This window comes from Streptomyces sp. NPDC034670, assembly GCF_055574875.1.
Map to the genome: position 1 here is coordinate 1 of NZ_JBVITR010000061.1, position 25,709 is coordinate 25,709.

Here is a 25,709-nt window from a genome sequence, read left to right on the forward strand (position 1 = left end):
CGACGTCAGGGACAGGGCGACATCGGGCAGCGGGCGGTCCGGATGGACGCGGAGATGGTCGGCGAGCCGGCTCGCCTGCTCGCGCAGGGCCTCGGGCGTCCTGCCGGACAGGGCCAGCGGCACCACCTCACCGGAGACCACGGGAGCCGCGGGCGTCGCAGGGGCCTCGACGGCCTCCTCGCTGCGGATCTGCTCCAGGATGACGTGCGCGTTGGTTCCGCTGATGCCGAAGGACGAGACACCCGCGCGCCGCGGCTCGTCGCGCTCCGGCCACTCGCGCGCCTCGGTCAGCAGCTCCACCCCGCCGGACGACCAGTCCACCTCGGGCGTCGGAGCGTCCACGTGCAGCGTCCTCGGCAGCACCCCGTGCCGCATCGCCTGCACCATCTTGATCACACCCGCCACACCCGCGGCCGATTGGGCGTGGCCGATGTTGGACTTCAGCGAGCCCAGCCACAGCGGCCGGCCGTCCGGGCGGGAACGCCCGTAGGTGGCGAGGAGGGCCTGGGCCTCGATCGGGTCACCGAGAGACGTACCGGTGCCGTGCGCCTCCACCGCGTCGACGTCGGCGGGCGAGAGCCGGGCGTTCGCCAGGGCCTGGCGGATCACCCGCTGCTGCGAGGGGCCGTTGGGCGCGGTCAGGCCGTTGGACGCGCCGTCCTGGTTGACCGCGCTGCCCCGCACCACGGCCAGCACCTGGTGACCGTTGCGCCGCGCGTCCGACAGACGCTCCAGCAGCAGCACGCCCACGCCCTCGGCCCAGGCGGTGCCGTCCGCGCCGGCGGCGAAGGCCTTGACGCGGCCGTCCGCGGCCAGTCCGCGCTGCCGGGAGAACTCGACGAAGGCGCCCGGGGTGGACATCACGGCCACCCCGCCCGCGAGCGCCAGCGTGCACTCGCCGGAGCGCAGCGACTGGGCGGCGAGGTGGATCGCCACGAGGGACGAGGAGCAGGCGGTGTCGATCGTCACCGCGGGCCCCTCGAGGCCCAGGGTGTACGCGACCCGGCCCGACACGACGCTGCCCGCGCCGCCGGTGAGGACGTACCCCTCGATCTCCTCGGAGCCGGTGCCCATGCGCGGGGCGTACTCCTGGCCTGCCACGCCGGTGAAGACGCCGACGCTCTCGCCCTTGAGCGTGGTGGGGTCGATCCCGGCGCGCTCCAGGGTCTCCCAGGAGGTCTCCAGGAGCAGCCGCTGCTGCGGGTCCATCGCCAGCGCCTCGCGCGGGGAGATCCCGAAGAACGGGGCGTCGAACCCGGCCACGTCGTCGAGGAACCCGCCCTCACGGACGTAGGAGGTACCGGACACGTCCGGGTCGGGGTCGTAGAGGCCGTCGAGGTCCCAGCCGCGGTCGGCCGGGAAGGGGCCGACCGCGTCGGCGCCGTCGGCCACCAGCCGCCACAGTCCCTCGGGGGAGGTCACTCCGCCCGGCAGCCGGCATCCCATGGCGACGACGGCGACGGGTTCGGTGCGCCGGTTCTGCTCGTCGCGCAGTTTCTCCCGCGTCTGCTGCAGCTCGGCCGAGACCCGCTTGAGGTAGGTGAGAGCCTTCTCGTCGGTGGTCATGGAACCTGATCTCCTCTTGGTGTACCCGAGGGCGGGTCAGCCGAGCCCGAGCTCGTTGTCGATGAAGGCGTAGACGTCGTCGGCGGAGGCGGCTTCGAGCTGCCGGGCCCGGTCGGTGCTCTCCGCCGGGCCGCCGACCTGGCCGGCCTCTTCGAGTCGCGATCCGAGGAACCGCAGGCGGGAGTGGATGCCGGAGTGTTCCAGCTCCTCCGCCAGCAGGGCGTCGAGCGCCGCTTCCAGGGCGTCGAGTTTGGTGGTGACCGGGTCGGACTCCTGGTCGATGGTCCTGAGCAGGTAGTCGGCGAGGGCGGTGGGCGCCGGGTAGTCGAAGACGGCCGTCGCCGGCAGTCCGGTGCCGGCGGCCCTGGTGAGCCGGTTGCGCAGTTCCACCGCTGTCAGCGAGTCGAACCCGGCCTCCTTGAAGGCCCGTTCGGGTACGACCAGTGAGGCGTCGGAGTGGCCGAGGACCGCGGCGGCCTCCCGGCGGACCACGTCCAGGACGAGGGCGGCCTTCTCGTCCGCGGGGAGCCCGGTGAGCCGTTCGGCCAGTGTGTGTCCGGCGGCCTTGGTGGCGGCCGCCGTCCGGCGCGGCGCGCGCACGAGCGCACGCAGCATCGGTGGAAGGGTGCCGGACGCGGCACGTTCGCGTAGCACGCCGAGGTCGAGGCGGGTCGGTACGAGGACCGGTTCGGCGCTCGTCAGGGCGGCGTCGAGGAGGGCCAGGCCGTCCTCGGCGGTCAGTGCCAGCATGCCGTCGCGTGCGGTGCGCCGCAGGTCGGCCTCGGCGAGGGTGCCGGTCATGCCGCTCGCGTGGGACCACAGGCCCCACGCGAGCGATGTGGCGGGCAGTCCCTCGGCGCGGCGGACGCGGGCGAGGGCGTCGAGGAAGGAGTTGGCGGCCGCGTAGTTGGCCTGTCCGGGGTTGCCGAGGGTGCCCGCGGCCGAGGAGAACAGCACCAGGGCGGCGAGGTCGAGGTCCCGGGTCAGGTCGTGCAGGTGGAGGGCGGCGTCGGCCTTGGGCCGCAGGACGGTGGCCGTCCGCCCGGGGGTGAGGGCCGCCAGTACGCCGTCGTCGACGACGCCGGCGGTGTGCACCACCGCCGTGAGGGGCGCGGTGGCCGGGACGGAGGCCAGCAGCGCGGCGAGCGCGTCGCGGTCGGCGGCGTCGCAGGCCTCGACGGTGACGCTCGCGCCCAGTGCGGTGAGTTCGGCGGCGAGTTCCCGGGCGCCGGGTGCGTCGGGGCCGCTCCTGCTGGTGAGGAGCAGGTTGCGGGCGCCGTGCGCGGTGACGAGGTGGCGGGCGACGAGTGCGCCGAGGGAGCCGGTGCCGCCGGTGACCAGGACGGTGCCGTCGGGGTCGGGCCGGTGAGGCAGGGTCAGGACGGCCTTGCCGGTGTGGCGGGCTCTGCTGAGGTGCCGGAAGGCGTCCGGGGCCTGGCGTACGTCCCACGCGGTCACGGGCAGGGGGGTGAGGGCGCCGCGGTCGAAGAGGGCGACGAGTTCGTCCAGCAGTTCGCGCACCCGGTCGTGGTCCGCCTCGACGAGGTCGTAGGCGCGGTACCGCACCCCGGGGTGGCGCTCGGCGACCTCGGCGGCGTCGCGGATGTCGGTCTTGCCCATTTCGAGGAAGCGGCCGCCGCGCGGGAGCAGGCGCAGCGACGCGTCGACGAACTCACCGGCGAGGGCGTCGAGGACGACGTCGACGCCGCGTCCGCCGGTGGTGTCGAGGAAGTGCTGTTCGAAGTCGGTGGTGCGGGAGTTGGCGATGTGGGCGTCGTCGAGTCCCTGGGCGCGCAGGGTGTCCCACTTGCCGGGGCTCGCGGTGCCACAGACCTCGGCGCCGAGGTGGCGGGCGATCTGGACGGCGGCCATGCCGACGCCGCCGGCCGCGGCGTGGACGAGGACGGTCTCGCCGGGCCGGACGTCGGCCAGGTCGCGCAGGCCGTAGAGGGCGGTGAGGAACGCGATGGGCGCGGCGGCGGCCTGGGCGAAGGTCCATCCGGCGGGGACGCGGACGAGCCTGCGGTGGTCGGTGGTGGCCTCGGGGGCGAACGCGCCGCCGGGGAAGAGTCCCATGACCCGGTCGCCGGGCTTCAGGCCGTCGACGCCGGGGCCGGTCGCGAGGACGACGCCGGCCGCCTCGCCGCCGATCGCGGCGTCGCCGGGGTACATGTCCAGGGCGATCATGACGTCGCGGAAGTTCATGCCCGCGGCGCGGACGGCGACGCGGACCTGGCCGTGGGCCGGGGGGCCGGGGTCGGCGTCCGGGACGAGGGCAAGGTTCTCCAGGGTGCCGGGCCCGGTGGTGTCGAGGTGCCAGGCGCCGGTGTCCCCGGGGACGGTCAGGGCGGGTCCGGCGGCGGGGACGAGGCGGGGCACGGTGACCTCGCCGTCCCGCACCGCGAACTGTGTCTCTTCCAGAGCGTCGGCGACTGCGGGGAGCCCGGTGAGCGCGTCGCGGGAGGTGGCGAGGTGGTCGGTGTCGGCCAGGACGAAGCGGCCGGGGTGTTCGGACTGAGCGGAGCGCACGAGGCCCCAGACGGCGGCCGCGGCCGGGTCGGTGGCGTTCTCGCCGTCGCGGACGGTGACGGCGCCCCGGGTGAGCACGAGGAGCCGTGCGCCGTCGTCGGTTTCGGTGTCGGCCAGAAACGTCTGGAGGTGTTCGAGGACGCGGGCGGTCAGTGCGTGGACGGCCTCGGGCCGGGTGCCGTCGCCGGTGGCTTCGAGGACGCGGAAGCCGTCGAGGCCGTCCGGCCGGGCCGTGACCGGCAGCGGTGTCCACTCGGTGCGGAACAGCGACTCGTGTCCGGTCGGTCCGGTGGGGCGCAGCCGTTCGGCGGCCACGGGGCGCAGGACGAGGGAGTCGACGTCGGCGACCGGGGCGCCGGTGGTGTCGGTGACGCACAGGCCGACCGCGTTCTCCCCGACGGGGGTGATCCGCACCCGCAGGGCCTTGGCGCCGGCGGCGTGCAGGCGTACGCCGTTCCACGCGAAGGGCAGCAGACGGGCTCCGTCGGCGGGTTCGTCGACGGCGCCGAGGGCGCTGGGGTGCAGGGCGGCGTCGAAGAGGGCGGGGTGCAGGCCGAACCGGGCGGCTTCGTCGTGGTGTTCGTCGTCGAGGGCGACCTCGGCGAAGACCTCCTCGCCGAGGGTCCATGCGGCGCTCAGTCCCTGGAAGGCGGGGCCGTAGGCGTAGCCGTCCCGGGCGCGCCGCGGGTAGAAGTCGGTGACGGGCACGGCCGTGGCGTCCGGCGGGGGCCAGGCGCCGGTGCCGGGGCCGGGGGCGTCGCCGGATTCCGTGAGGGTGCCGCTCGCGTGGCGGGTCCAGGGGCCCTCGTCGCCGTCGGGGCGGGAGTGGACGGAGACGGGGCGGTCGCCGGTCCCGTCGGGGGCGCCGACGTGCACCCGGATGCGGACGGCGCCGGTCTCGGGCAGTACCAGGGGTGCGGCCAGGACGAGTTCGCGGACGCTTCCGCAGCCGACCTCGTCGCCGGCCCGGACGGTCATCTCGACGAGGGCCGTTCCGGGCAGCAGGACGGTGCCGCCGACCGCGTGGTCGGCGAGCCAGGGCCGGTCGGCCAAGGAGAGGCGGCCGGTGAAGGTGACGGCGTCGGCCTCGGGCACTTCCACCGTCGCGTCGAGCAGCGGGTGCTGTGCCGCGGTGATGCCCGCGGCGCTGAGGTCGCCGGCGGCGGGGGTGGCGTCGAGCCAGTAGCGCCGGTGCTGGAAGGCGTAGGTCGGTACGGCGGTGGTGGCGCGGGCGTCGCCGCCCGCGAGCAGGGCGGCCCAGTCGACGGGGACGCCCCTGGTGTGGGCGCGGCCGATGGCCGTGAGCAGCGTCACGGGTTCGGGCCGTCCGTCGCGCAGTGCGGCCACGCAGTCGACGTCCTCGGGGAGGCTGTCCTGCGCCATGGCAGTCAGCACTCCGCCGGGGCCGAGTTCGAGCACGGTGGTGACGCCCTGTTCGCGCAGGGTGCGCAGGCCGTCGGCGAAGCGGACGGTGCCGCGGACGTGCCGCACCCAGTAGTCGGGGGTGCGCAGTTCGCGGGGGTCGGCGAGGGTGCCGGTGAGGTTGGAGACGACGGGCAGGGCCGGGGCGTGGAAGTCCAGCCGGGCGGCGACGTCGCGGAAGGCGTCCAGCATGGGCTCCATGCGCGCCGAGTGGAAGGCGTGCGAGACGCGCAGCCGCTTCGTCCGGCGGCCGAGGGCGGCGAACCGGGCGGCCGCCGCTTCGACGGCGGGGGTGTCGCCGGAGAGGACCACGGCCTCGGGGCCGTTGAGCGCCGCGACGGCGACCGCCCCGGTCGTCTCGGCGGCGACCTCGTCCTCGGTGGCCTGTACGGCGATCATGGCGCCGCCCTCGGGGAGGCGCTGCATCATCGCGCCGCGGGCGGCGACCAGGGTCGCGGCGTCCGCCAGGGACCAGACGCCGGCGACGTGGGCGGCGGCGAGTTCACCGATGGAGTGGCCGGCGACCAGGTCGGGGCGCACGCCCCAGGACTCGACGAGCCGGTAGAGGGCGACGCCCACGGCGAACAGGGCCGCCTGGGTGTAGGCGGTCCGGTCGAGCAGGTCCGCCTCGGGGGTGCCGGGTTCGGCGAAGACGATGTCGTGCAGGGGGTGTTCGAGTCCGTGGTCGAGGGCGGCGCAGGCCTCGTCGAAGGCGCGGGCGTAGGCGGGGAACGCGTCGTACAGTTCGCGGCCCGCTCCGGGGCGCTGGGCGCCCTGGCCGGAGAAGACGAACGCGAGTCGGCCGCCGGTGGCGGTGCCTGTCGTGCCGTCGCCGGCGGCGAGGCCGGCCAGGGCGGTGCGGGCCTCTTCCGCGGAGGAGGCGACGACGACCGCGCGGTGGGCGAAGGCCCGACGTCCGCCGAGGGTGAGGGCGATGTCGGCCGGGGAGGGGGCGTCCTCGGCTCCGAGGAGACCGGCGACGCGTCCGGCCTGGGCGCGCAGGGCCTCGGGGGACTTGGCGGACAGGACGTACGGGAGGAGCCCGTCGGGCAGTGCGCGTTCCGGCGTGCCGGCCGGGGACGGTCTGCCGGCGGGCGGCGTCCCGGGATCCTCGGGCTGTTCGAGGAGGACGTGGGCGTTGGTGCCGCTGATCCCGAAGGAGGACACGCCCGCGCGGCGCGGGTGTCCGGTCTCGGGCCAGGGCCTGGACTCGGTGAGGAGTCTGACGGCGCCGCGGGTCCAGTCGACCTCGGGCGTCGGGGCGTCGACGTGCAGCGTCCTGGGCAGCACTCCGTGCCGCATGGCCTGCACCATCTTGATCACGCCTGCCGCGCCGGCGGCGGCCTGGGCGTGTCCGATGTTCGACTTCAGCGAGCCCAGCCACAGGGGCCGGTCCTCGCCGGGCCGTTCCCGGCCGTAGGTGGCGATGAGGGCCTGGGCCTCGATCGGGTCACCCAGGGACGTGCCCGTGCCGTGCGCCTCGACCGCGTCCACGTCGGCCGCCGTCAGCCCGGCGTTGGCCAGCGCCTGGCGGATCACCCGCTGCTGGGAGGGACCGTTGGGCGCGGTCAGGCCGTTGGACGCGCCGTCCTGGTTCACCGCGCTGCCGCGCACGACGGCGAGGACCTCGTGGCCGTTGCGGCGGGCGTCGGAGAGCCGTTCGAGGAGCAGCAGGGCCACTCCCTCGGACCAGTTCGTGCCGTCCGCCCCGGCGGCGAAGGCCTTGACGCGGCCGTCGGGGGCGAGGCCGCGCTGCCGCGAGAACTCGACGAAGCTGCCGGGGGTCGACATCACGGTGACGCCGCCGGCCAGCGCCAGGGAGCACTCCCCCGTGCGCAGCGCCTGGGCGGCCAGGTGCAGGGCGACCAGCGAGGACGAGCAGGCGGTGTCCACCGTCACGGCGGGGCCCTCGAAGCCGAAGGTGTAGGACACCCGGCCGGAGACGACGCTGCCCGCGCCGCCCACGCCGAGGTAGCCCTCGACCTCCTTGGTGGGCCGTACCGCGCGGGTGGTGTAGTCGTGGTACATGGACCCGGCGAAGACGCCGACGCTCGCGCCGCGCAGCGCGTCCACGTCCAGGCCGGCGCGTTCGAAGACCTCCCAGGAGGTCTCCAGGAGGAGCCGCTGCTGGGGGTCCATCGCGACGGCCTCGCGCGGGGAGATCCCGAAGAACTCGGCGTCGAAGCCGGCGACGTCGTCGAGGAAGCCGCCCTCCATGACGTAGGACTTCCCGGCCGCGTCGGGGTCGGGGTCGTACAGTTCGCCGAGGTTCCAGCCGCGGTCGGAGGGGAACGGGGAGCGGCCGTCGTCGCCGTCGGCGACCAGGCGCCACAGGTCCTCGGGGGACGAGACGCCGCCGGGCAGCCGGCACCCCATCGAGACGATGGCGATCGGGTCGTCGTCCGGGGTCGCCGCGGGCCGTGCGGAGGGGCCCGGCTCGTCGGCCGGCTCGCCGTGGACCTCGCGCAGCAGTTGCCGGGCCAGTGCCTCGGGGGTGGGGTGGTCGAAGGCGCTGGTGGCGGGGAGCCGCAGCCCGGTGGCGGTGTTGAGCCGGTCGCGCAGGGAGACCGCCATCAGGGAGGTGAACCCCATCTCCTTGAATGCCCGGTCGGTCTGGACGTCCTCGGCGCCATCGTGGCCGAGGACCGTGGCGGTCTCGTCGCGCACCAGCCGCAGCAGGTGCTCCTCCCGCTCCTCCTCGGGCAGGCCTTCCAGCCGGCCGCGCAGGTCGGCAGTCTCCGTCGGCTCCCGGCGGGCCGTGGTGTCGATCAGTCCGTACAGCGGGGCGGGGACCGGGCCGGTGAGCAGGGCGGCGTTGTCGAGGCGCATCGCGACGAACGCGGCCTCTCCCGCGGCGTGCGCGGCGTCGAACATCACCAGGGCCTGCTGTTCGGTGAGTTCGCCCGCTCCGTAGGGGACGGCGCTTCCGGCGGTGCCGTCGGCCCAAGGGCCCCAGGCCAGGGACAGGGCGGGCAGGCCGTGGGCGCGCCGGTGCTGGGCCAGGGCGTCCAGGGCGGCGCACTCGGAGGCGATGTCGCCGGCGCCGGGGGCGCCGAGGACGCCGAGGGGCGAGGAGCACAGGACGAACGCGCGCAGGTCGAGGCCGGCGGTCATGTCGTGCAGGGCGTGGGCCGCGGCGGACACGGTGCCGGTACCGGTGATCTCCTCCGCGTGCACGACGGCCGTCAGCGGAGGCCTGCCCCGTTCGGCCAGCAGTGCGGCGAGGGCGGCGCGGTCGCTCGGGTCGCAGGCGACGACGGTGGCGCGGACGCCGGTCCGGGCGAGGTCCTCGCACAGGGTCTGCACGCTCTCGTCGCCGTGGCCCGGGGTGTGGGCGAGGAGCAGGTGGCGGGCGCCGTGCGCGGTCGCGAGGTGGCGGGCGAGGGCCGCGCCCCGGGCGGTGGCGGCACCGGTGACCAGGACCGTCCCGTCGGGGTCGAGCAGCGGCCGCGGCGCCGCCTCGGCGTCCATGGAGACGCGGGCCAGGCGCGGCAGCAGGGCGACCCCGGAGCGGACGGCGAACTGCGGCTCACCGGCGTTGACGGCGGCGACCAGGGGCCGTGCGCCGTCGGCGCCGAGGCCGTCGGTGTCGAGGTCGGCGAGGACGAGCCGGCCGGGATGCTCGGTCTGCAGGGCGCGGACGAGGCCCCACAGCGGGGTGTGCGCGGGATCCAGCACGTCCTCGCCGTCTCCGGCGGCCACGGCGCGCCGGGTGAGCACCACGAGCGTGACGTGCCGGTCGTCGTCGGCCAGCCGGTCCTGGAGGGAGGCGACGAACTCCTCGATGCCCGCGCCGCAGTCGTAGGCGGTCCGGTCCAGGAGGAGGACGTCCGGGCCGTCGGCCGGCGTATGGACGACGGCCTGGTCGGAGGCGGCCTCGCACGGGGTGCCGGCATCGCGCAGCGCGGCGGCCACGCCGAGGGGGTCGGGGCCGGCCAGCGCCCAGCCGCCCTGCTTGCCCCGGGCCCCGCCGAAGGAGATCGGGGAGCTGGGTATCCAGTCGACGCGGAACAACGAGTCGTACAGGCCGCTGCTGGTGGCGCGCAGCCGCGCGGGGGTCTCGAGGAGCCGGTGCCGGACGATCTTGCCGGAGGCGGTGCGCGGGACCGCCTCGATCTCGTAGAGCTCCTCCGGCACCTTGAAGTAGGAGAGGTGCTCGCGGCACGCGGCGAACAGCGCTTCCGTGTCCGGTCCCCGGGGGCCGGGGACGATGAACGCGACCGGTACCTCGCCGAGCACGTTGTGCGGCTTGCCGACCACCGCGACGTCGGCGACTCCGGGGACGGTGCGCAGGACCTCCTCCACCTCGCCGGGGTGGATGTTCTCCCCCGCGCGGATGATCAGTTCCTTCCTGCGGCCGGTGATGGTGAAGTACCCGGCCTCGTCGCAGCGGGCCAGGTCGCCGGTGCGGTACCAGCCGTCGTGGAAGGCGGCCGCGGTGGCCTCGGGCTGGTTGTGGTAACCGGCCATGACGCTCGGGCCGCGCACCCACACCTCGCCCTCCCGGCCGCCGGCGACGTCCTCACCGGTCCGCGTGTCGACCAGGCGTACGCCCAGGCCCACCACCGGCAGTCCGCAGGAGCCCTCCGTCCGGGCGCCCGAGGGCCAGTTGACGGTGATGGCACCGCAGGTCTCGGTGGAGCCGTAGGCGTCGATGAGGGGGATGCCGAAGACACGCTCGAACGAGCGGCGCAGCGAGGCGGTGGTGACCGCGCCGCCCACCAGGGCCACCCGGAGCCGGGGGGCGGTGAAGCCGCGGTCGCGGGCCGCGTCGAGCAGGTAGTGCAGCAGGGTGGGGACACCGGCCAGGAAGGTGGCGCGCTCCTCCTCCAGTGCGGTCAGCACGTCCTCGGCCGACAGGCCGTCGACGATACGCGCGGTGGCGCCGACGGCCACCACGGAGAGCACGCAGGCGATGTGCGAGAGGCTGTGGAAGAGGGGGAGCGGCCAGACGACCCGGTCCTCGGGGCCCAGTCCGGGGACCGGCACGTAGCAGGCGGCCACCGACCACAGGCAGTTGCGCTGGGTGGAAAGAACTCCCTTGGGTCTACCGGTGGTTCCGGAGGTGTAGAGCATCCATGCGAGATCGTCGAGACCGAGGTCGTCGCGGGCCGGCGTGGCGGGCTCACGGGTCGCGAAGGCCTCGTAGGAGAGGAAGCCGGGCGGCAGCGGCTCGTCGCCGACCAGGACGACCGTCAGGTGGGGCCGGTCCGGCAGCAGGCGCCGCAGCTGCTCCACGTGCGGGTGGTCGGTGACGACGATCCGGGCACCGCTGTCGTCGAGGAGGTGCGCGAGTTCCGCGTCGCTGCTGCGCGGATTGACCGGGACGCCGATGGCGCTGGCTCGGGTGATGGCGTAGTAGCTCTCGACGGTCTCGACGCGGTTGCCCAGACAGATCGCGGCACGATCGCCTGGTTGCAGTCGCAAATCAGCGAGGTGGCCGGCCAGTCGCCGGGTCCGCGCCTCCAGATCGGTGTAACTGACGCTCCGCCGGGCATCACGGTAGGCGACCTTGGCTCCGAAGTGGCGGGCCTGGTGGGCCAGCAGCTCGGGCAGCGGCCGGATCAGCTCCGTACGCAACATGTGTCGTCATCCCTCCGGGGCGACAGCAGACGGGCGGCCCGCAACGGCAGATGGTTCCCCTACCCGGACAGTCTTGCCACCCGTAACTCCTCACGGCCCCCCTCATCACCCCCCTAGGCATCCCTAACTTGAAGAGTGATCAGAATTAATCCACGGGCGTTTGGCGCGGCGGGCCTATGACATTAGGCTGCACCGCCGGACCAGTAGTCATTGCGTTGTCGGCCGTCGGCCCGAAATGCACCCGCGAAAAGCGGGCGTCGCATTCCGCCGGCACCCTGGGATCGGGATGTTTCCCGGCCGCCTCCGCCGTGGCGGGACCCTCAGGAAAAGGGACACGCGCAGACATGACGGATTTCGTGCACCCCCACACCCGCATCCAGGTGGAACTCGGCGAGCGCTCCTACGCCGTCGACATCGGCCCCGGGGTGCGGCACTCGCTGCCCGGGGTCGTCGAGCGGCTGGGAGCGCGGCGCGCCGCGGTGGTCTCGGCCCGGCCCGACGCCTGGGTGCCCGACCCCGGGGTGCCCTCGCTGGTCGTGCGGGCGCGCGACGGCGAGAAGGACAAGACGCTCGGCACGGTCGAGTCCCTGTGCCGGGAGTTCGTGCGTTTCGGCCTGACCCGTGACGACGTGGTCGTCTCCGTCGGCGGCGGCACGACGACGGACGTCGTGGGTCTCGCCGCCGCCCTGTTCCACCGCGGGGTGCCCGTGGTGCATCTGCCGACCACGCTGCTCGCGCAGGTGGACGCCAGTGTCGGCGGCAAGACCGCGGTGAACACGCCCGAGGGCAAGAACCTCGTCGGCGCCTACTGGCAGCCCAGTGCCGTGCTGTGCGACACCGACTATCTGGAGACCCTGCCGGAGCGGGAGGTACTCAACGGCTACGGGGAGATCGCCCGCTGCCACTTCATCGGCGCCGGCGACCTGCGGGGGCTGTCGCTGCCAGGGCAGATCGCGGCGAGCGTGGCGCGCAAGGCGCAGATCGTGTCCGCCGACGAGCGCGACACCGGTCTGCGTCATCTGCTCAACTACGGTCACACGCTGGGCCACGCGCTGGAGCTGGCCACCGGCTTCCGGCTGCGGCACGGCGAGGCGGTGGCGGTCGGCACCGTGTTCGCGGGGCGGCTCGCCCTTGCGCTGGGCCGGATCGACGAGCAGCGGGCGGAGGAGCACCTGGAGGTGGTGCGCCACTACGGGCTGCCCCACGAGCTGCCCGCGGACGTCTCCCCGGACATGCTGGTCGAGCTCGTACGGCTGGACAAGAAGGCGACGAAGGGGCTGACCTTCGTGCTGGACGGCGAGGACGGGGCCGAGCTGGTGCGCGACCTGCCGGAGGACGTCGTCGCGCGGGTGCTGGCGGAGATGCCGCGTTCGGCGGTGTAGGGGCGAACGGTCGGGGCGCCCCGACCTTCATTTCTCCGTGTTCCCTGTCCTTGCCAGCAGGACCGCGCCGTGCAGTGAGGAGAGGCCGCCGAGCCGGGCGGGCCGTACGGCCGGCGGCGGATGGCCGGGGCGGGCCAGGAGCGCCGTCCGGGCGGCGAGCGCGTCGGTGAGACCGGGCAGGCCGTCGGCGAACCCGCCGCCGACCACGACGGTCATGGGGTGCAGCAGTTCGCACACCCCGACGGCGGCGGCGGCCAGGGCCTCGCACCCCTCGCCCACCGGGCCGGTGGCCCAAGGGGCGCCGTCGGCGAAGCCCCGCACCAGTTCGTCGTAGGTGACCTCGGCGCCGCGGGCGCGGGCGGCGGCGCGCAGGAGGGCGGGGCCCGAGGCGACGGACTGCACGCAGCCGTGCCGCCCGCAGTCGCACCGCTCCCCGGAGCGGCGGTCGACGATCAGGTGGCCGATCTCGCAGGAGCCCCGCGAGGGGCCGGGCAGCAGCCGGCCGCCGAGGACGACGCCGCCGCCGACTCCGGTGCCGACCCCGAGGTACAGCAGGTCGGGAAGGCCGGCCGCGTGCGCCTCGGCGAGGGCCGCGAGGTCGCCGTCGTCGGCGCAGACGACGTCCGCGGCGGCGAAGGCACCGCGCAGCGCGCCGCCGACGTCGAGGCCGTGCCAGTCCGGCCGGTTGGGCCAGGCCGTGACGACGCCCTCCGCGTCCAGGGTGGCGGGGATCGCCACGCCGACGCCCGCCGGCTCGTCCGGGGCGCCGGCACACAGCTCACGGGCCTCCCGGACCAGCAGGTCCAGGTCCCGTGCCGCGTCGGTGGCGCCGCTGGGCCACCGGAAGCCCGCCTCGCGCACGGTGCCGTCCGGGTGCTCCGCGCGCAGGGCGACCTTGGTGCCGCCCACGTCGATGCCCAGGTGGTAGGTGATGGCTGTCCCCCGGACCACTCAGTCGGCGAGGTGACCGGAGACGATCTCGGCGACCGTGCCGAGCACGCGGGGGCTGCTGAGCATCTCCTCGTGACCGCAGCCCAGTTCGTGGCGGACGATCTCGCCCGCGACGTACGGGGCCCAGGCCTCGCTGGAGGCGGCCTCGGCCACCGGGCTGGGGTCGGCCGCGAACAGATGCATCGTGCCGCTGTACTTCTCCGGCGTGTGCGCCTTCCAGGCGCCGAGGTCGGTGAGCATGGTCTCGACGAAGGTCTCGGCCGCGCTCTTCCTCCCGCGCCAGGCGTAGTTGGTCGCCATGTCGGCGAACTCCGCGACGTCCTCGTAGCGCAGGGGGCGCTCGTACTGGTCGAGGTCCCTGCCGTTGATCAGCAGGATCAGCTCGATCAGGCCCTGCTCGTCACGGTCCTCCTTGTCCGTGATGTGCGGGTTGGTGTTGAACACGCCGAGGAACTCGACCTCCTCGCCGCGCTTCTGGAACTCGGCTGCCACGGCGTGGGCGAGGATGCCGCCGAAGGACCAGCCCAGAATGCGGTAGGGGCCCTCGGGCTGCACACCGGCGATGCGGTCCGCGTAGTCCGCCGCCATGGCCGCGATGGTGTCGACGGGGCTGTCGAACTCCTGAAAAGTGTGCGACTGGAGCCCGTAGATGGGGTAATCCAGGCTGAAGTGCTGGGCGAGCACGCCGTAGCACCAGGCGGTGCCGCCGAGGTGGCGCATGCAGAACAGCGGCCGTGCCGAGCCCTTGGTCATCAGGGGCAGCAGCACGTCGAAGGAGTCCTGGGGTTCCTCGCCGGTCAGCCGCCGGGACAGCTCGGCGGGCGTCGGGGACTCCACGAGCATCCGGATCGACAGTTCCAGGTTCATCTCGGAGCGCACCCGGGCCAGCAGCCGGGCCGCCAGCACGGAGGAGCCGCCGAGGTCGAAGAAGCTGTCGCGCGGACCGACCCGGCCCACGCCGAGCACCTCGGCGAAGAGCCTGCCGAGCAGCAGCTCCGACTGGGTGAGGTGGGTCTCGACCATGGCCGTCGCGGTGACGACGGGGGCCGGCAGGGCCTTGCGGTCGAGCTTGCCGTTGGGCGTGAGCGGGAACTCCCCGAGGGTCACCACGGCGGACGGCACCATGTACAGGGGCAGCGCCTCGGCGACGAAGTCGCGCAGCTGCCCGGCGTCGGGCGTGCGGTCCGCGGCGGCGGTCACGTAGGCCACCAGACGCCGGTCGCCCGGCCGGTCCTCGCGGACCGTCGCGGCCGCCTGGTCGACGTCCTCGGACCGCTCCAGGACGGCCTCGATCTCGCCGAGCTCCATGCGGAAGCCGTGCAGTTTGACCTGGTGGTCGGTGCGGCCGACGTACTCCAGGTTGCCGTCGGGACGCAGCCGCACCACGTCGCCGGTGCGGTACATCAGGGCGTCGCCGTCGCGGTCGGGCAGGAAGTGCTCGGCGGTCAGCTCGGGCCGGTTGAGGTAGCCGCGCGCCACGCCGTCGCCGGCGATGAAGAGCTCGCCCTCGGTGCCGGGGGCGACGGGCTCGAGGTCCTCGTCCAGGACGTACAGCCGGGTGTTGCGCAGCGGCCGGCCGATGACAGCGGCGTCCTCGGGGCCGGTGACCGGGTGGACGGTGGACCACACGGTCGTCTCGGTGGGCCCGTACCACTGGACGACCTCGGCACCGAGGCCGAGCAGGGTCGCGGCCAGCTTCTCCGAGAGCGCCTCGCCGCCGATGAGGATGCGCAGGCCGCGCAGCGCCTCGGGGCTGACGGTGGACAGCATGTGCCAGTGGGTGGGCGTGGCCTGCGCGGTGCCGATCTCCCGGCGGACGATCAGGTCGCCCAGCGCCTGCGGGTCCTGTCCGGTGGCCCGGGGCGCGATGACCGCGCGGGCGCCGGTGTAGTACGGCAGGAACAGCTCGGGCACCGACATGTCGAAGGTGGCGGTGGTCACCGACAGCATGCGGTCGCCGGGGCCCAGGCCCAGCCGCTCCCGCATCGCCTCCAGGAGGTTGTGCAGGGCGCGCACGGGGATCTCGACGCCCTTGGGGGTGCCGGTGGAGCCCGAGGTGTAGATGACGTAGGCGAGGTCCTCGGGGCCCGTCGGGGCGGTCCGCTCGGCGTCCGTGAGGTGCCCGGCGGGCAGGCCGGCCAGGGTCTCGGCGGTCGCCGGGTCGTCGAGGACGACGGTGGGCAAGCCCAGCCGGGTGCGGTCGGCGTCGATGCGGGACGAGGTCAGCAGCACGACGGGAGCGGCATCGCGGACCTGGAACGCGACGCGCTCGTCGGGGTGTTCCGGGTCGAGCGCGAGGTAGGCGCCGCCCGCCTTCAGCACCGCGAGGAGCGCCACGAGGAGGTCCGTGGAGCGCGGCAGCATGACCGCGACGACGCGGTCGGGTCCCACTCCCTGGGCGACCAGGTGGCGGGCGAGCCGGTCGGCCCGCTCGTGCGCCTCCCGGAAGGTGAGCTCCTCGCCCTCGCATTCGAGGGCCGTGAGGTACGGAACGGTGGCGGCCCGTTCCTCCAACGCCTGCACCAGCATGTTCGTCTCCACAGGATTCGTACGAATTCTCGCCGGGGTGCCGTCAGACGGCCGGGGTGCGCATCCAGCGGTTCCAGTACGGACGCCATCCGTGCCGGTGCCAGAACGGAGTGGAGACCGGGTTGAACATCGCGTGATAGCCGACCGAGGCGCCCATGCCCATGGCGTCCAGGTCGGCGTGGACCTGGTTGGCGAGGGCGGTGCCGATGCCCAGGCCCCGATAGCCCTCCTTGACGGCCTGGCAGACCAGGTGTGCGACGGGGGTGACGGTGATCTTCGTCGCGAGCCAGGCCTGCTGCATCTCGGAGGGGTCCTCGCCGCGGTGCATGCCGACGATGTCGCCCTCGTACTCGGCGACCCAGATCAGCGGCTCGTCGCGCTTGAACGAGGTGGTGATCTCCTCGCGCAGCAGCGCCTCGGTCGTGGCCCGCTCCTCCGCGCCGCTCACGGCGGCGTCGAACCGGGTCTCCACCATCTGGAGTTCGCAGACCGCCTCGCTGTCCGCGGGGGTGGCGCGGCGCACCTGGACCCGGCGCGTCTCCGGCACCGGGGCGGTGCCCCTGATCCGGCCGATCATCACGAACTCGGGCACGAACCCGAAGGAGCGCAGCACCTTGGTCATGGCCACGTCGCGGCTGGGCCACTCGACGGCGGCCATCGAGTCCGCGCCGGGGGCCTCCGGGTGGCTGCGCATGTGGTCCTGCCAGCGAGTCAGCAGGGCGGCCATCGCCTCGGGTCCCGTGACCCTCGGGGTCAGCTCCCACCGGTCCAGCGGGCCGAGCACGGCCTCCAGCGCCTCGGGGTCGACCCGGACGTGGGTCAGCAGGCCCTGTGCCCCCTCGGCCTCCAGGATCTCTTCGCCCTCGCCGGGCTCCGGCAGCGCGGCGGCCTCCGGGATCAGCCGGTCGACGGGGCGCAACCGGTCGCGGTGGGCGGCCAGCACTGCTTCCGCCGTCTGGGTCTGGGGCATGGTGTCGTGTCCTCGGATCTCAGTCGTGTGCGTGGCGGCATCGCGGCGCGCGACGGCCGGGGGGCGCCGGTGGCGCCGGGTCAGTGGTCGGTGACCTTGTCCAGCAGCGCGCGGGCGGCGAGCCGGTAGCCCGTGGCACCCAGGCCGAAGATCACCCCGGTGGCGAGCGGGCCGGTCACCGACTCGTGACGGAACTGCTCGCGGGCCCAGATGTTGGAGAGGTGAACCTCGATCCACGGGCGCGGGTAGTTGGCCAGCGCGTCCCTCAGTCCCCAGCCGGCCATCATCAGGGCGGCGGGATTGACGATCGCGCCGACCGAGTCGTAGTTGTCCTGGATCGTGCGGATCATCTCCGCCTCGCCGTCGTGCTGGAACGCGTCCACTTTCCAGCCGCGGTCCGCCACTTCTTCGGCGACCCATCTTTCGATGTCGGCGAGCGTGTCCGTCCCGTAGATCTCGGGCTGACGACTCCCGAGTATGCCGAGATTCGGCCCGTTCACCAAGAGAAGCCTGCTCACTGCGCACCTTTATCCGTAAGTACGGAACCACCGGGAAGTGGTTTTTATAGCACGGGGGCCGACGGCGGAGCACCGGATCCCGGTATGCGTGCAATCACAAGGGGGAACATAGGGGATGCCACAGGGGAATGACGTCTCGCCAAGCACGGGTTAACGTGCTAATCGCGACGACCGAGCCCCTCCCGGGCCTGCTGCCCAGCGCGTGGAGCGCGCCGACGGTCGCGCCTCCCATGCCGGCATCCGCGTGAACACCCCCACCCGTGACGGGCGGTTCCGCCCGGTGCCCCCAGCGGCGATCGCCGACAGCAGCATTCGCATGCGCATAGACCGAAGGAGCAGGGAACAGCATGAGCAGTGGTGTGCAACTCGGTTCGGACCTTCCCGCGTGGCCGCAGTACGACGACGCGGAGCGGACCGGCCTCATCCGCGCCCTGGAGCAGGGCCAGTGGTGGCGCATGGGCGGCGGCGAAGTCGACGCTTTCGAGCAGGAGTTCGCCGAGTACCACGGCAGTGAGCACGCCCTGGCCGTCACGAACGGCACGCACGCCCTCGAAGTGGCCCTGGAGGTGCTGGGGGTCGGGCCGGGGACCGAGGTGATCGTGCCCGCCTTCACCTTCATCTCCTCGTCCCAGGCCGCTCAGCGCCTCGGCGCGGTCGTGGTGCCGGTGGACGTGGACCCGGAGACGTACTGCCTGGACGCGGCCGAGGCGGCGAAGGCCGTGACCTCGAAGACCCGCGCCATCATGCCCGTGCACATGGCCGGCCAGTTCGCCGACATGGACGCCCTGGCCAAGGTCTCCGCCGACACGGGCGTGCCCCTGATCCAGGACGCCGCCCACGCGCAGGGTGCCACCTGGAACGGCAAGCGGGTCGGCGAGCTGGGCTCGGCCGCCGCCTTCTCCTTCCAGAACGGCAAGCTGATGACCGCGGGCGAGGGCGGCGCGGTGCTGTTCCCGAACGCGGACATGGCCGAGCACGCCTTCGTCCGGCACAGCTGCGGACGCCCCCGCGGCGACCGCGGCTACTTCCATCGCACCTCGGGCTCCAACTTCCGGCTCAACGAGTTCTCCGCCGCGGTGCTGCGCGCCCAGCTCGCGCGCCTGGGCGGGCAGATCGACACGCGCGAGGAGCGCTGGCCGGTGCTGTCCTCCCTGCTCGCGGAGATCCCCGGCGTCGTACCGCAGCGGATGGACCCGCGCACCGACCGCAACCCGCATTACATGGCGATGTTCCGGGTGCCGGGCATCACCGAGGAGCAGCGCGCGCAGGTCGTCGACACCCTCATCGAGCGGGGCGTTCCGGCGTTCGTCGCCTTCCGGGCCGTCTACCGCACGGATGCCTTCTGGGAGATGGGCGCGCCGGAGCTGTCGGTGGACGAACTGGCCCGCCGCTGCCCGCACTCGGAGGCGCTGACCTCCGACTGCATCTGGCTGCACCACCGGACCCTGCTCGGGACCGAGGAGCAGATGCACGAGGTTGCCGCCGTCGTCGCCGACGTGCTCGGCTCATGACAGCGCATCAGGACGGCCGGCCGGTCCGCACCGCGGTGGTGGGGCTCGGCTGGGCGGCCCGCTCCATCTGGCTGCCCCGGCTGGGCCGCCACCCCGGCTTCGCCCTGACCTCGGCGGTCGACCCCGACGCGGCCTCACGGGCGGCGGTCACCGCCGAGTTCCCCAACGTGCCGATCATGGCGGCCGTGCACGAGGTCGACCCGGCACAGGTGGACCTGGCCATCGTGGCCGTCCCCAACCACCTGCACTGCGAGATCGCCTGCAGCCTGCTCCTCAAGGGCATCCCGGTCTTCCTCGAGAAGCCGGTGTGTCTGACCTCGGCACAGGCCCGGCACCTGGGCGAGGCCGAACACGCGGGCGGGGCACGGCTCCTGGCCGGCAGCGCCGCCCGCCACCGCGGCGACGTGCGGGCCCTGCTCACGAGCGCCGGGGAACTGGGCACCGTCCGCCACGTCGAGCTGTCCTGGGTGCGGGCCCGCGGTGTCCCGGACGCGGGCGGCTGGTTCACCCGGGGCCGGCTGTCCGGCGGCGGGGCCCTGATGGACCTGGGGTGGCACCTGTTCGACATCGCCGCCCCGCTGCTGGGCACCGCGGACTTCGCGCAGGTCACTGGCGCGGTCTCGGACGACTTCATCGCGCGGGACACCGCCCGGGTCTCCTGGCGTGCCGGGGACGGCGGGGAGAGCAGGCGCTCCGACGTCATCGACGTCGAGGACACCGCCCGTGCGTTCCTCGTCACTGACGGGGGTGTCTCCGTCTCGCTGCACGCCAGTTGGGCCTCGCACGAGGAGCGCGACGTCACCCGCGTCCGGGTGGAGGGGACCGAGGGCTCCGCGACGCTGCGGTGCACGTTCGGCTTCAGCCCCAACCGTCTGGAGCACCCGGAGTTGACCCTCACCGCCGACGGGCGGACCCGTGCGCTCCCGGTGCCCGGCGAGCCCGTCGGCACGGAGTACGACCGGCAGCTGGACGAGCTGCTCACCCAGCTGCACGGCCCGGCCGGCCCGCACCGGGCCGTCGAGGAGGCGCGCCGCACCATCGGCGCCATCGAACGGATCTACTCCTCGGCGGACGCCGCCCGGGAGAGGGCCCCGTCACACCGCGCGTGACAGGCACGACCGACCACCGGTCCGACCGGTTCCCCACACGAAGCCACCGCCCTGCGAAAGGGAGCACCACAGCGCCATGGACCGTCTTGGCACCACCCAGGGCCACGCCCTTCCCGATCGCCCCGACGCTCCCGACGGCCACGGCTGTCCGGGCGGCGGGGCGCGGGGGACGACCGCTGTCGTCTTCGATCTCGACGGGGTGCTGGTCAACAGCTTCGCCGTGATGCGGCAGGCGTTCACCACCGCGTACGCCGAGGTGGTGGGGGACGGCGAGCCCCCGTTCGAGGAGTACGAGCGGCACCTGGGCCGCTACTTCCCCGACATCATGGAGATCATGGGGCTGCCGCTGGAGATGGAGGTCCCGTTCGTCCGCGAGAGCTACCGGCTCGCGCACCTGGTGCCCGTCTTCGACGGCGTGCCGGAAATGCTGCGGGAGCTGCGCGCCCACGGCATCGGGCTCGCCGTGGCCACGGGCAAGAGCGGGCCGCGGGCCCGGTCGCTCCTCGAACAGCTCGGTCTCCTCGACCTGTTCACCGTGGTGATCGGCTCCGACGAGGTGGACCGGCCCAAGCCCGCCCCCGACATCGTCCTCAAAGCACTCGCCGTGCTCGGCTCCGACCCCGCGCGGACGGTGATGGTCGGCGACGCGGTCACCGACCTGAACAGCGCACGGGGCGCCGGCGTCACCGCCGTCGCCGCCCTGTGGGGGGAGACCGACGAGCCGACCCTCCTCGCGGAGAACCCCGACATCGTGCTGCGCGCGCCGGCCGAGCTGCTCGACGCGTGCTTCGGCCGGGCCTGCACCCTCTGAATTCGGGCTCTGAATCGGGACACGTGACCTGCGCCGTCGGGACCGAAGGGCTTCGGTGCGTGAATAAGGGGTGTGTAGGGGATCCCCAGGGGATTGGGGCGGGACGCCGACCGGTGAAAAACTCGGACCGGCACATCCACGATGCGGCTCCTTCCCCTGGGGTGCGCAACCCGTTCCCGACCTTTCACGGCGCTCTTCGGAGAAAGCCGGAGGATCTTCGAGGATCATCCCCGCCGATCTCAGTCTTCATTCGACCGATTTTCACCGGAGACCCAACGTGGGAAAAGCCGTGACCGACATGCGTAAGCCGGCCCTGCAACAACCCGAGTGGGACGACCCGTCACAGGTCCGGCGCATCCGGGAGGTACTGGCCGCGCGTCCGCCGCTGGTGCGGGCCGAGGACGTCAGCGCGCTGCGGACGCAGCTGGCCCGCGTGGCCCGCGGCAAGGCGCTGGTGGTGCAGGCCGGGGACTGTGCGGAGAACCCGGCGGAATGCGACGCCGTGCACGTCGCGCGCAAGACCGCGGTACTCGACCTGCTCGCCGCGACGATGGAGGCCGCCACCGGCATCCCCGTCGTGCGGATCGGACGCCTCGCGGGCCAATTCGCCAAGCCGCGGTCCAGGCCCGTGGAGCTGGTCGGAGGCCTGAAACTGCCGGTGTACCGGGGTCACATGGTCAACGGTCCCGAGCCGGACGCGGAGAGCCGGCGGCACGACCCGCTGCGGCTGCTCACCTCGTACATGTCGGCCAGTGACGTCATGGAGCACCTCGGCTGGCACGCGCCGGCGGCCGCCGGACGCCAGCCGCCGGACGAGACCCGGTTGTGGACGAGTCACGAGGCGCTCGTCCTCGACTACGAGGAGCCGATGGTCCGCGAGACGGGCGACGGGCGCCGCTGGCTCGGCTCCACCCACCTGCCGTGGATCGGCGAGCGGACGCGGCAGCTGGACGGCGCGCACCTCGACCTCGTCGCCGGTATCGACAACCCGGTCGGCGTGAAGGTCGGTCCGACGACCACGGCGGCCGAGGTCACCGCCCTGTGCGAGCTGCTCGACCCGCTGCGGGACCCGGGCCGGCTCATTCTGGTCGCGCGCATGGGCGCCGATCTGGTCGCCGACCGCCTTCCCGCGCTCGTCGAGGCGGTCCGGGCGGCCGGTCACCCGGTGATCTGGCTCAGCGACCCCATGCACGGCAACACCGTCACCGCCCCGGACGGGCACAAGACCCGTCTGATGGAGACCATGGCGCGGGAGGTGCGGGGGTTCCTGCGAGCCGTGACGGAGGCGGGTGGCACGGCCGGCGGACTGCACCTGGAGACCACGCCCGACGACGTCCTGGAGTGCGCCGCCGATCTCTCCGTGTACGAGGGACAGGCCGTGCGGCGCACCAGTCTGTGCGACCCCCGGCTCAACGCGGAGCAGGCCGTCGAGCTGCTCTCCGCATGGTCCGGCACGCAGGCGGTCCCGGCACCGAGCGGTCCCGCACTTCCCGCGCAGCAGGCATAGAGACTTTCTCCGAACACGCGCCGACACCCCCGCCGGAAGGCACCGGAGCACATGTGATGTCCCGATCCTCTGATTCCACGACACCGGCGTCCGGCATTTCCGTGTGCGTGTGCTTGATGCTCACCATCGGTGTGCCGTGAGGATTCGGGCTCTTTTCTTCTCCTGCCTCGGCCACCATCCCAAAATCAGGGAGTAGTAGGACCCATGCACCTTCTCGTCAAGGGAATCCAGCACCGGGCGGGCGGTGAGATTCTCGTCCCGAACTCGAAGTACCACGCGCACCGCGCGCTGATCCTCGCCTCGCTCGCCGACGGGGTCAGCCGCGTCCGGGGGCTGTCCGACGCCCGGCACGTCGAGTACACCGTGCGGCTGCTGCGCGACCTGGGCGTGCGCATCACCAGGGACGGCGACACCTTCGTGGTCCACGGACTCGGCGGGCGGTACCGCCCGCGCCGGGAGACGGTCTCGGCCGGCAGCTCCGGCACCACGCTCTACTTCATGATCGGTCTCGCCTCGCTGTCGGACCGCGCCGTGTCGGTGTCCGGTCAGAAGTACTTCAGGCGGCGCCCGGTCGGTCCCCTGCTGCGGGCCCTGGAGGAGATGGGCGTCGAGCTGGAGTCGGCGGACGACTGCCCGCCCGTCCTCATCCGGGGCCGCAGGCCCACGGGCGGCCACGTCAGGATCGCGGGCACCCTGTCCCAGTGGATATCGGGTCTGATCCTGCTGGCCCCGTTCGCGACGCGGCACACCACGATCGAGGTGGAGGGCGAGCTCAACGAACGGCCCTATCTGGAACTGACCGTGTCGATGATGCGCCGGTTCGGCCTGGAGGTGACCGTCTCCGAGGACTGGCGGCGCTTCGACATCGCGCCGGGGCAGCAGGCCCGGACGGTCGAGATGACCCTGCCGCCGGACATCGGCTCGGCCGCGTTCGGCATCGCCGCCGCGGCGCTGCACCCCAGTGACGTGCTGCTGCGCGGGATCACCACGCTGGAGGGCGGCCCGGCCGACCACCCCGAGTTCCACTTCCTCGACATCGCGCGCGCCATGGGCGTGCCGATGGAGATCGACGAGGCGGCCGGCGGCCTGCGCATCCGGCAGGACGCGCCCCGGCTCACCGGGGTCGACGTCGACTGCCGCGACATCCCCGACATGCTGCCGATCCTGTCCACCCTCGCCACCTTCGCGCGCGGCGAGTCGGTGTTCCGCAACATCGCGCACACCCGGCTCAAGGAGTCCGACCGGGCCGCAGCGATGCTCCAGCTCAACCGCATGGGCGGCCGCCTCGAGCTCTCGGAGAACGAGCTGCGGGTGCGCGGGGTGGACCATCTGCGGGGCGCCAAGCTGTCCTCGTTCAACGACCACCGCGTCCTGATGTCGCTCGCGGTGGCCTCGTCGCGGGCGCAGGGGCAGGGGCAGGGGCAGGGGCAGGGGCAGGGGCAGTCGACGCTGACCTACCCGAACGCGTACCGCATCTCGTACCCGCAGTTCCTCGACGACATGAACACGCTCAACGTGTCCATGACGGTCGAGGACGGCTCGGCGGAGACCGCCGAGGCCCCCGCGGACGCCGGTGCCCCCTCGACGGAACCGGCACCGGCGACGGCGGAGCCCGTCGGTCCCGAGGTCGCCGCGCAGGTCACGCTGCCGCAGTGGCTGCGCCGCCGGGCCGAGGAGCGGCCGCAGGAGACGGCCGTCGTGGACGTACGCTCCGACCGCGACGAGACGGTCACCTGGAGCCAGTTGTCCGAGCGGGTGGACCGGGCGGCGGCGCTGCTGCTGCGGCTCGGGGTCCGGCCGGGCGAGAACGTCGCGTACCAGCTCCCGAACCGCGCCGAGTTCGTGGTCCTGTCGCTGGCCGCGCTGCGCATCGGGGCCGTGTGCTGCCCGGTCATCCCCTTCTTCCGCAAGCGCGAGCTCGGCTTCGTCCTGAAGCGGTCCTCGGCACGGGTGCTGGTGGTGGCCGACCGCCACCGCTCGCGCCTGCCCGCCGAGGAGGTGCTGGACCTGGTCGCGGAGCACGGTTCCGGACTGGGCCTGGAGCACATGGTGGTCCTGGCCTCCGCCGGCGGCTCCGCCCTGCTGCCCGGGTCCCCGGCGGGCGGCGTGACGCTGCACGACTGGGAGCAGGCGCTGGCGACGACCACGGTGGACCGCGCGGCGCTCGACGCCCTCGCCCCGACGCCGGAGACGACGGCGCAGCTGCTCTTCACTTCGGGCACCACCGGTGAGCCGAAGGGCGTCACCCAGCCCTCGCGGAAGCTGGTCATGGCCGCCGCGATGGAGATCGCGCACCTCGGACTCCACGAGCGGGACGCGATCTGGGTGCCGTCGCCCCTCGCGCACCAGACGGGCTTCCTCTACGGCATGGTGCTCGCCCTGGTGCACGGCGTGCCGCAGATCCTGCAGTCCGAGTGGGACGCCAAGCGGGCGCTGCAATCGCTCAACGACCACCGGGCGACGTTCGTGCAGGCCGCGACGCCGTTCCTGTCCGACCTGGTGAAGGCCGTGGAGGAGAGCGGCGAGACGCCGCGGCACCTGCGGATCTTCGTGGCGACCGGGGCGACCGTGCCGCGCGCGCTGGCCGAGCGCGCGGGCCGCGTCCTGAGAGCCGCCGTCTGCGGCGCCTTCGGCACCACGGAGACCTGCCTGGGCGCGCTGTCCTCGCCCGACGACGAGCCCAGGCAGCGCTGGGGCTCGGACGGCCGCGCGCTGGACGGCATCATGCTGCGGATCACCGACGACGAGGGGCGGGAGCTGCCCGTCGGCACGGAGGGCAACTTCGAGCTGCGCTCCCCCACCGTCTTCGACGGCTACCTGGAACGTCCCGACCTGACGTCCGAGGTTTTCACCGAGGACGGCTGGTACCGCACCGGCGACCTGGCGACGATCGACGCCGAGGGCTTCCTGCGGATCACCGGACGGGTCAAGGACGTGATCAACCGCGGCGGCGAGAAGGTGCCCGTCGCGGAAATCGAGCAGCTGCTGTTCGAGCACCCCGCGGTGGACGACGTCGCGGTGGTGGCCATGCCGGACGACCGGCTGGGCGAGCGGGCCTGCGCCTTCGTGGTGCCGGCGGGCGGCACGGAGCTGACCTTCGAGGAGATGCGGCGCCACCTCGACGGGCACGAGGTGGCCAAGCAGTACTGGCCGGAACGCCTGGAGCGGATCGACGCCCTGCCGCGCAATCCGATCGGCAAGGTGCAGAAGACCGAACTGCGGTCGCTGGCCCGCGGACTGCGTCCCCACGACGAGGACGCCGGCTGACGCCCGGCGGGCGGCGGACAGCGGACCGGAACGAGAACAGGAACAGAGGCGGCA

12 protein-coding genes are annotated in these 25,709 nt (G+C 73.5%); 6 read left to right on the forward strand and 6 right to left on the reverse strand.

Annotation, left to right across the window (positions count from 1 at the left end; translation table 11 throughout):
• Positions 1-1,566: type I polyketide synthase (locus tag ACZ56B_RS28835; protein WP_468796704.1), on the reverse strand; the 1,566-nt coding region annotated here is incomplete at its 3' end.
• 36 nt (positions 1,567-1,602) lie between these two features.
• A complete protein-coding gene (locus ACZ56B_RS28840) occupies positions 1,603-11,100 on the reverse strand; it encodes an SDR family NAD(P)-dependent oxidoreductase (RefSeq protein WP_468796707.1) in 9,498 nt (3,165 codons plus the stop codon).
• A gap of 344 nt (positions 11,101-11,444) precedes the next feature.
• On the opposite strand from ACZ56B_RS28840, the gene ACZ56B_RS28845 reads away from it, so the two are divergent.
• On the forward strand, positions 11,445-12,482 hold the full coding sequence (locus ACZ56B_RS28845; RefSeq protein ID WP_468796710.1) for a 3-dehydroquinate synthase family protein: 1,038 nt from the start codon (positions 11,445-11,447) through the stop codon (positions 12,480-12,482).
• A 27-nt stretch (positions 12,483-12,509) separates the two neighbouring features.
• Here ACZ56B_RS28845 and ACZ56B_RS28850 read toward each other — a convergent pair whose 3' ends face one another.
• The 4 genes from ACZ56B_RS28850 to ACZ56B_RS28865 form a co-directional block, all read right to left on the reverse strand.
• Entirely contained in the window at positions 12,510-13,433 is a 924-nt protein-coding gene (locus ACZ56B_RS28850) for an ROK family protein (RefSeq protein ID WP_468796714.1), read from the reverse strand.
• Positions 13,434-15,974 carry an amino acid adenylation domain-containing protein gene (locus tag ACZ56B_RS28855; RefSeq protein WP_468796717.1) on the reverse strand — a complete coding sequence of 847 codons (2,541 nt, stop codon included), beginning with the start codon at positions 15,972-15,974 and terminating at the stop codon, positions 13,434-13,436. It lies immediately after the preceding gene.
• Between the two features lie 31 nt (positions 15,975-16,005).
• On the reverse strand, positions 16,006-16,932 hold the full coding sequence (locus tag ACZ56B_RS28860) for a GNAT family N-acetyltransferase (protein ID WP_468796720.1): 927 nt from the start codon (positions 16,930-16,932) through the stop codon (positions 16,006-16,008).
• An 80-nt stretch (positions 16,933-17,012) separates the two neighbouring features.
• Positions 17,013-17,450, reverse strand: coding sequence for a type II 3-dehydroquinate dehydratase (locus tag ACZ56B_RS28865; protein WP_468796723.1), 438 nt, complete (start codon positions 17,448-17,450; stop codon positions 17,013-17,015).
• A 347-nt stretch (positions 17,451-17,797) separates the two neighbouring features.
• Here ACZ56B_RS28865 and ACZ56B_RS28870 point away from each other — a divergent pair, with 347 nt between their 5' ends.
• From ACZ56B_RS28870 to aroA, 5 genes are all read left to right on the forward strand, one after another.
• Positions 17,798-18,961, forward strand: coding sequence for a DegT/DnrJ/EryC1/StrS family aminotransferase (locus ACZ56B_RS28870; RefSeq protein ID WP_468796726.1), 1,164 nt, complete (start codon positions 17,798-17,800; stop codon positions 18,959-18,961).
• On the forward strand, positions 18,958-20,070 hold the full coding sequence (locus ACZ56B_RS28875) for a Gfo/Idh/MocA family protein (protein ID WP_468796729.1): 1,113 nt from the start codon (positions 18,958-18,960) through the stop codon (positions 20,068-20,070). Before ACZ56B_RS28870 ends, ACZ56B_RS28875 begins: the two co-directional genes overlap by 4 nt.
• A 76-nt stretch (positions 20,071-20,146) precedes the next feature.
• Positions 20,147-20,881 carry an HAD-IA family hydrolase gene (locus ACZ56B_RS28880; RefSeq protein ID WP_468796732.1) on the forward strand — a complete coding sequence of 245 codons (735 nt, stop codon included), beginning with the start codon at positions 20,147-20,149 and terminating at the stop codon, positions 20,879-20,881.
• A 277-nt stretch (positions 20,882-21,158) separates the two neighbouring features.
• Positions 21,159-22,388, forward strand: coding sequence for a 3-deoxy-7-phosphoheptulonate synthase (locus tag ACZ56B_RS28885; RefSeq protein ID WP_468796735.1), 1,230 nt, complete (start codon positions 21,159-21,161; stop codon positions 22,386-22,388).
• Between the two features lie 204 nt (positions 22,389-22,592).
• Positions 22,593-25,655, forward strand: a complete 3,063-nt coding sequence (aroA, locus tag ACZ56B_RS28890; RefSeq protein ID WP_468796738.1) for a 3-phosphoshikimate 1-carboxyvinyltransferase — start codon at positions 22,593-22,595, stop codon at positions 25,653-25,655.
• Positions 25,656-25,709 lie beyond the last annotated feature (54 nt).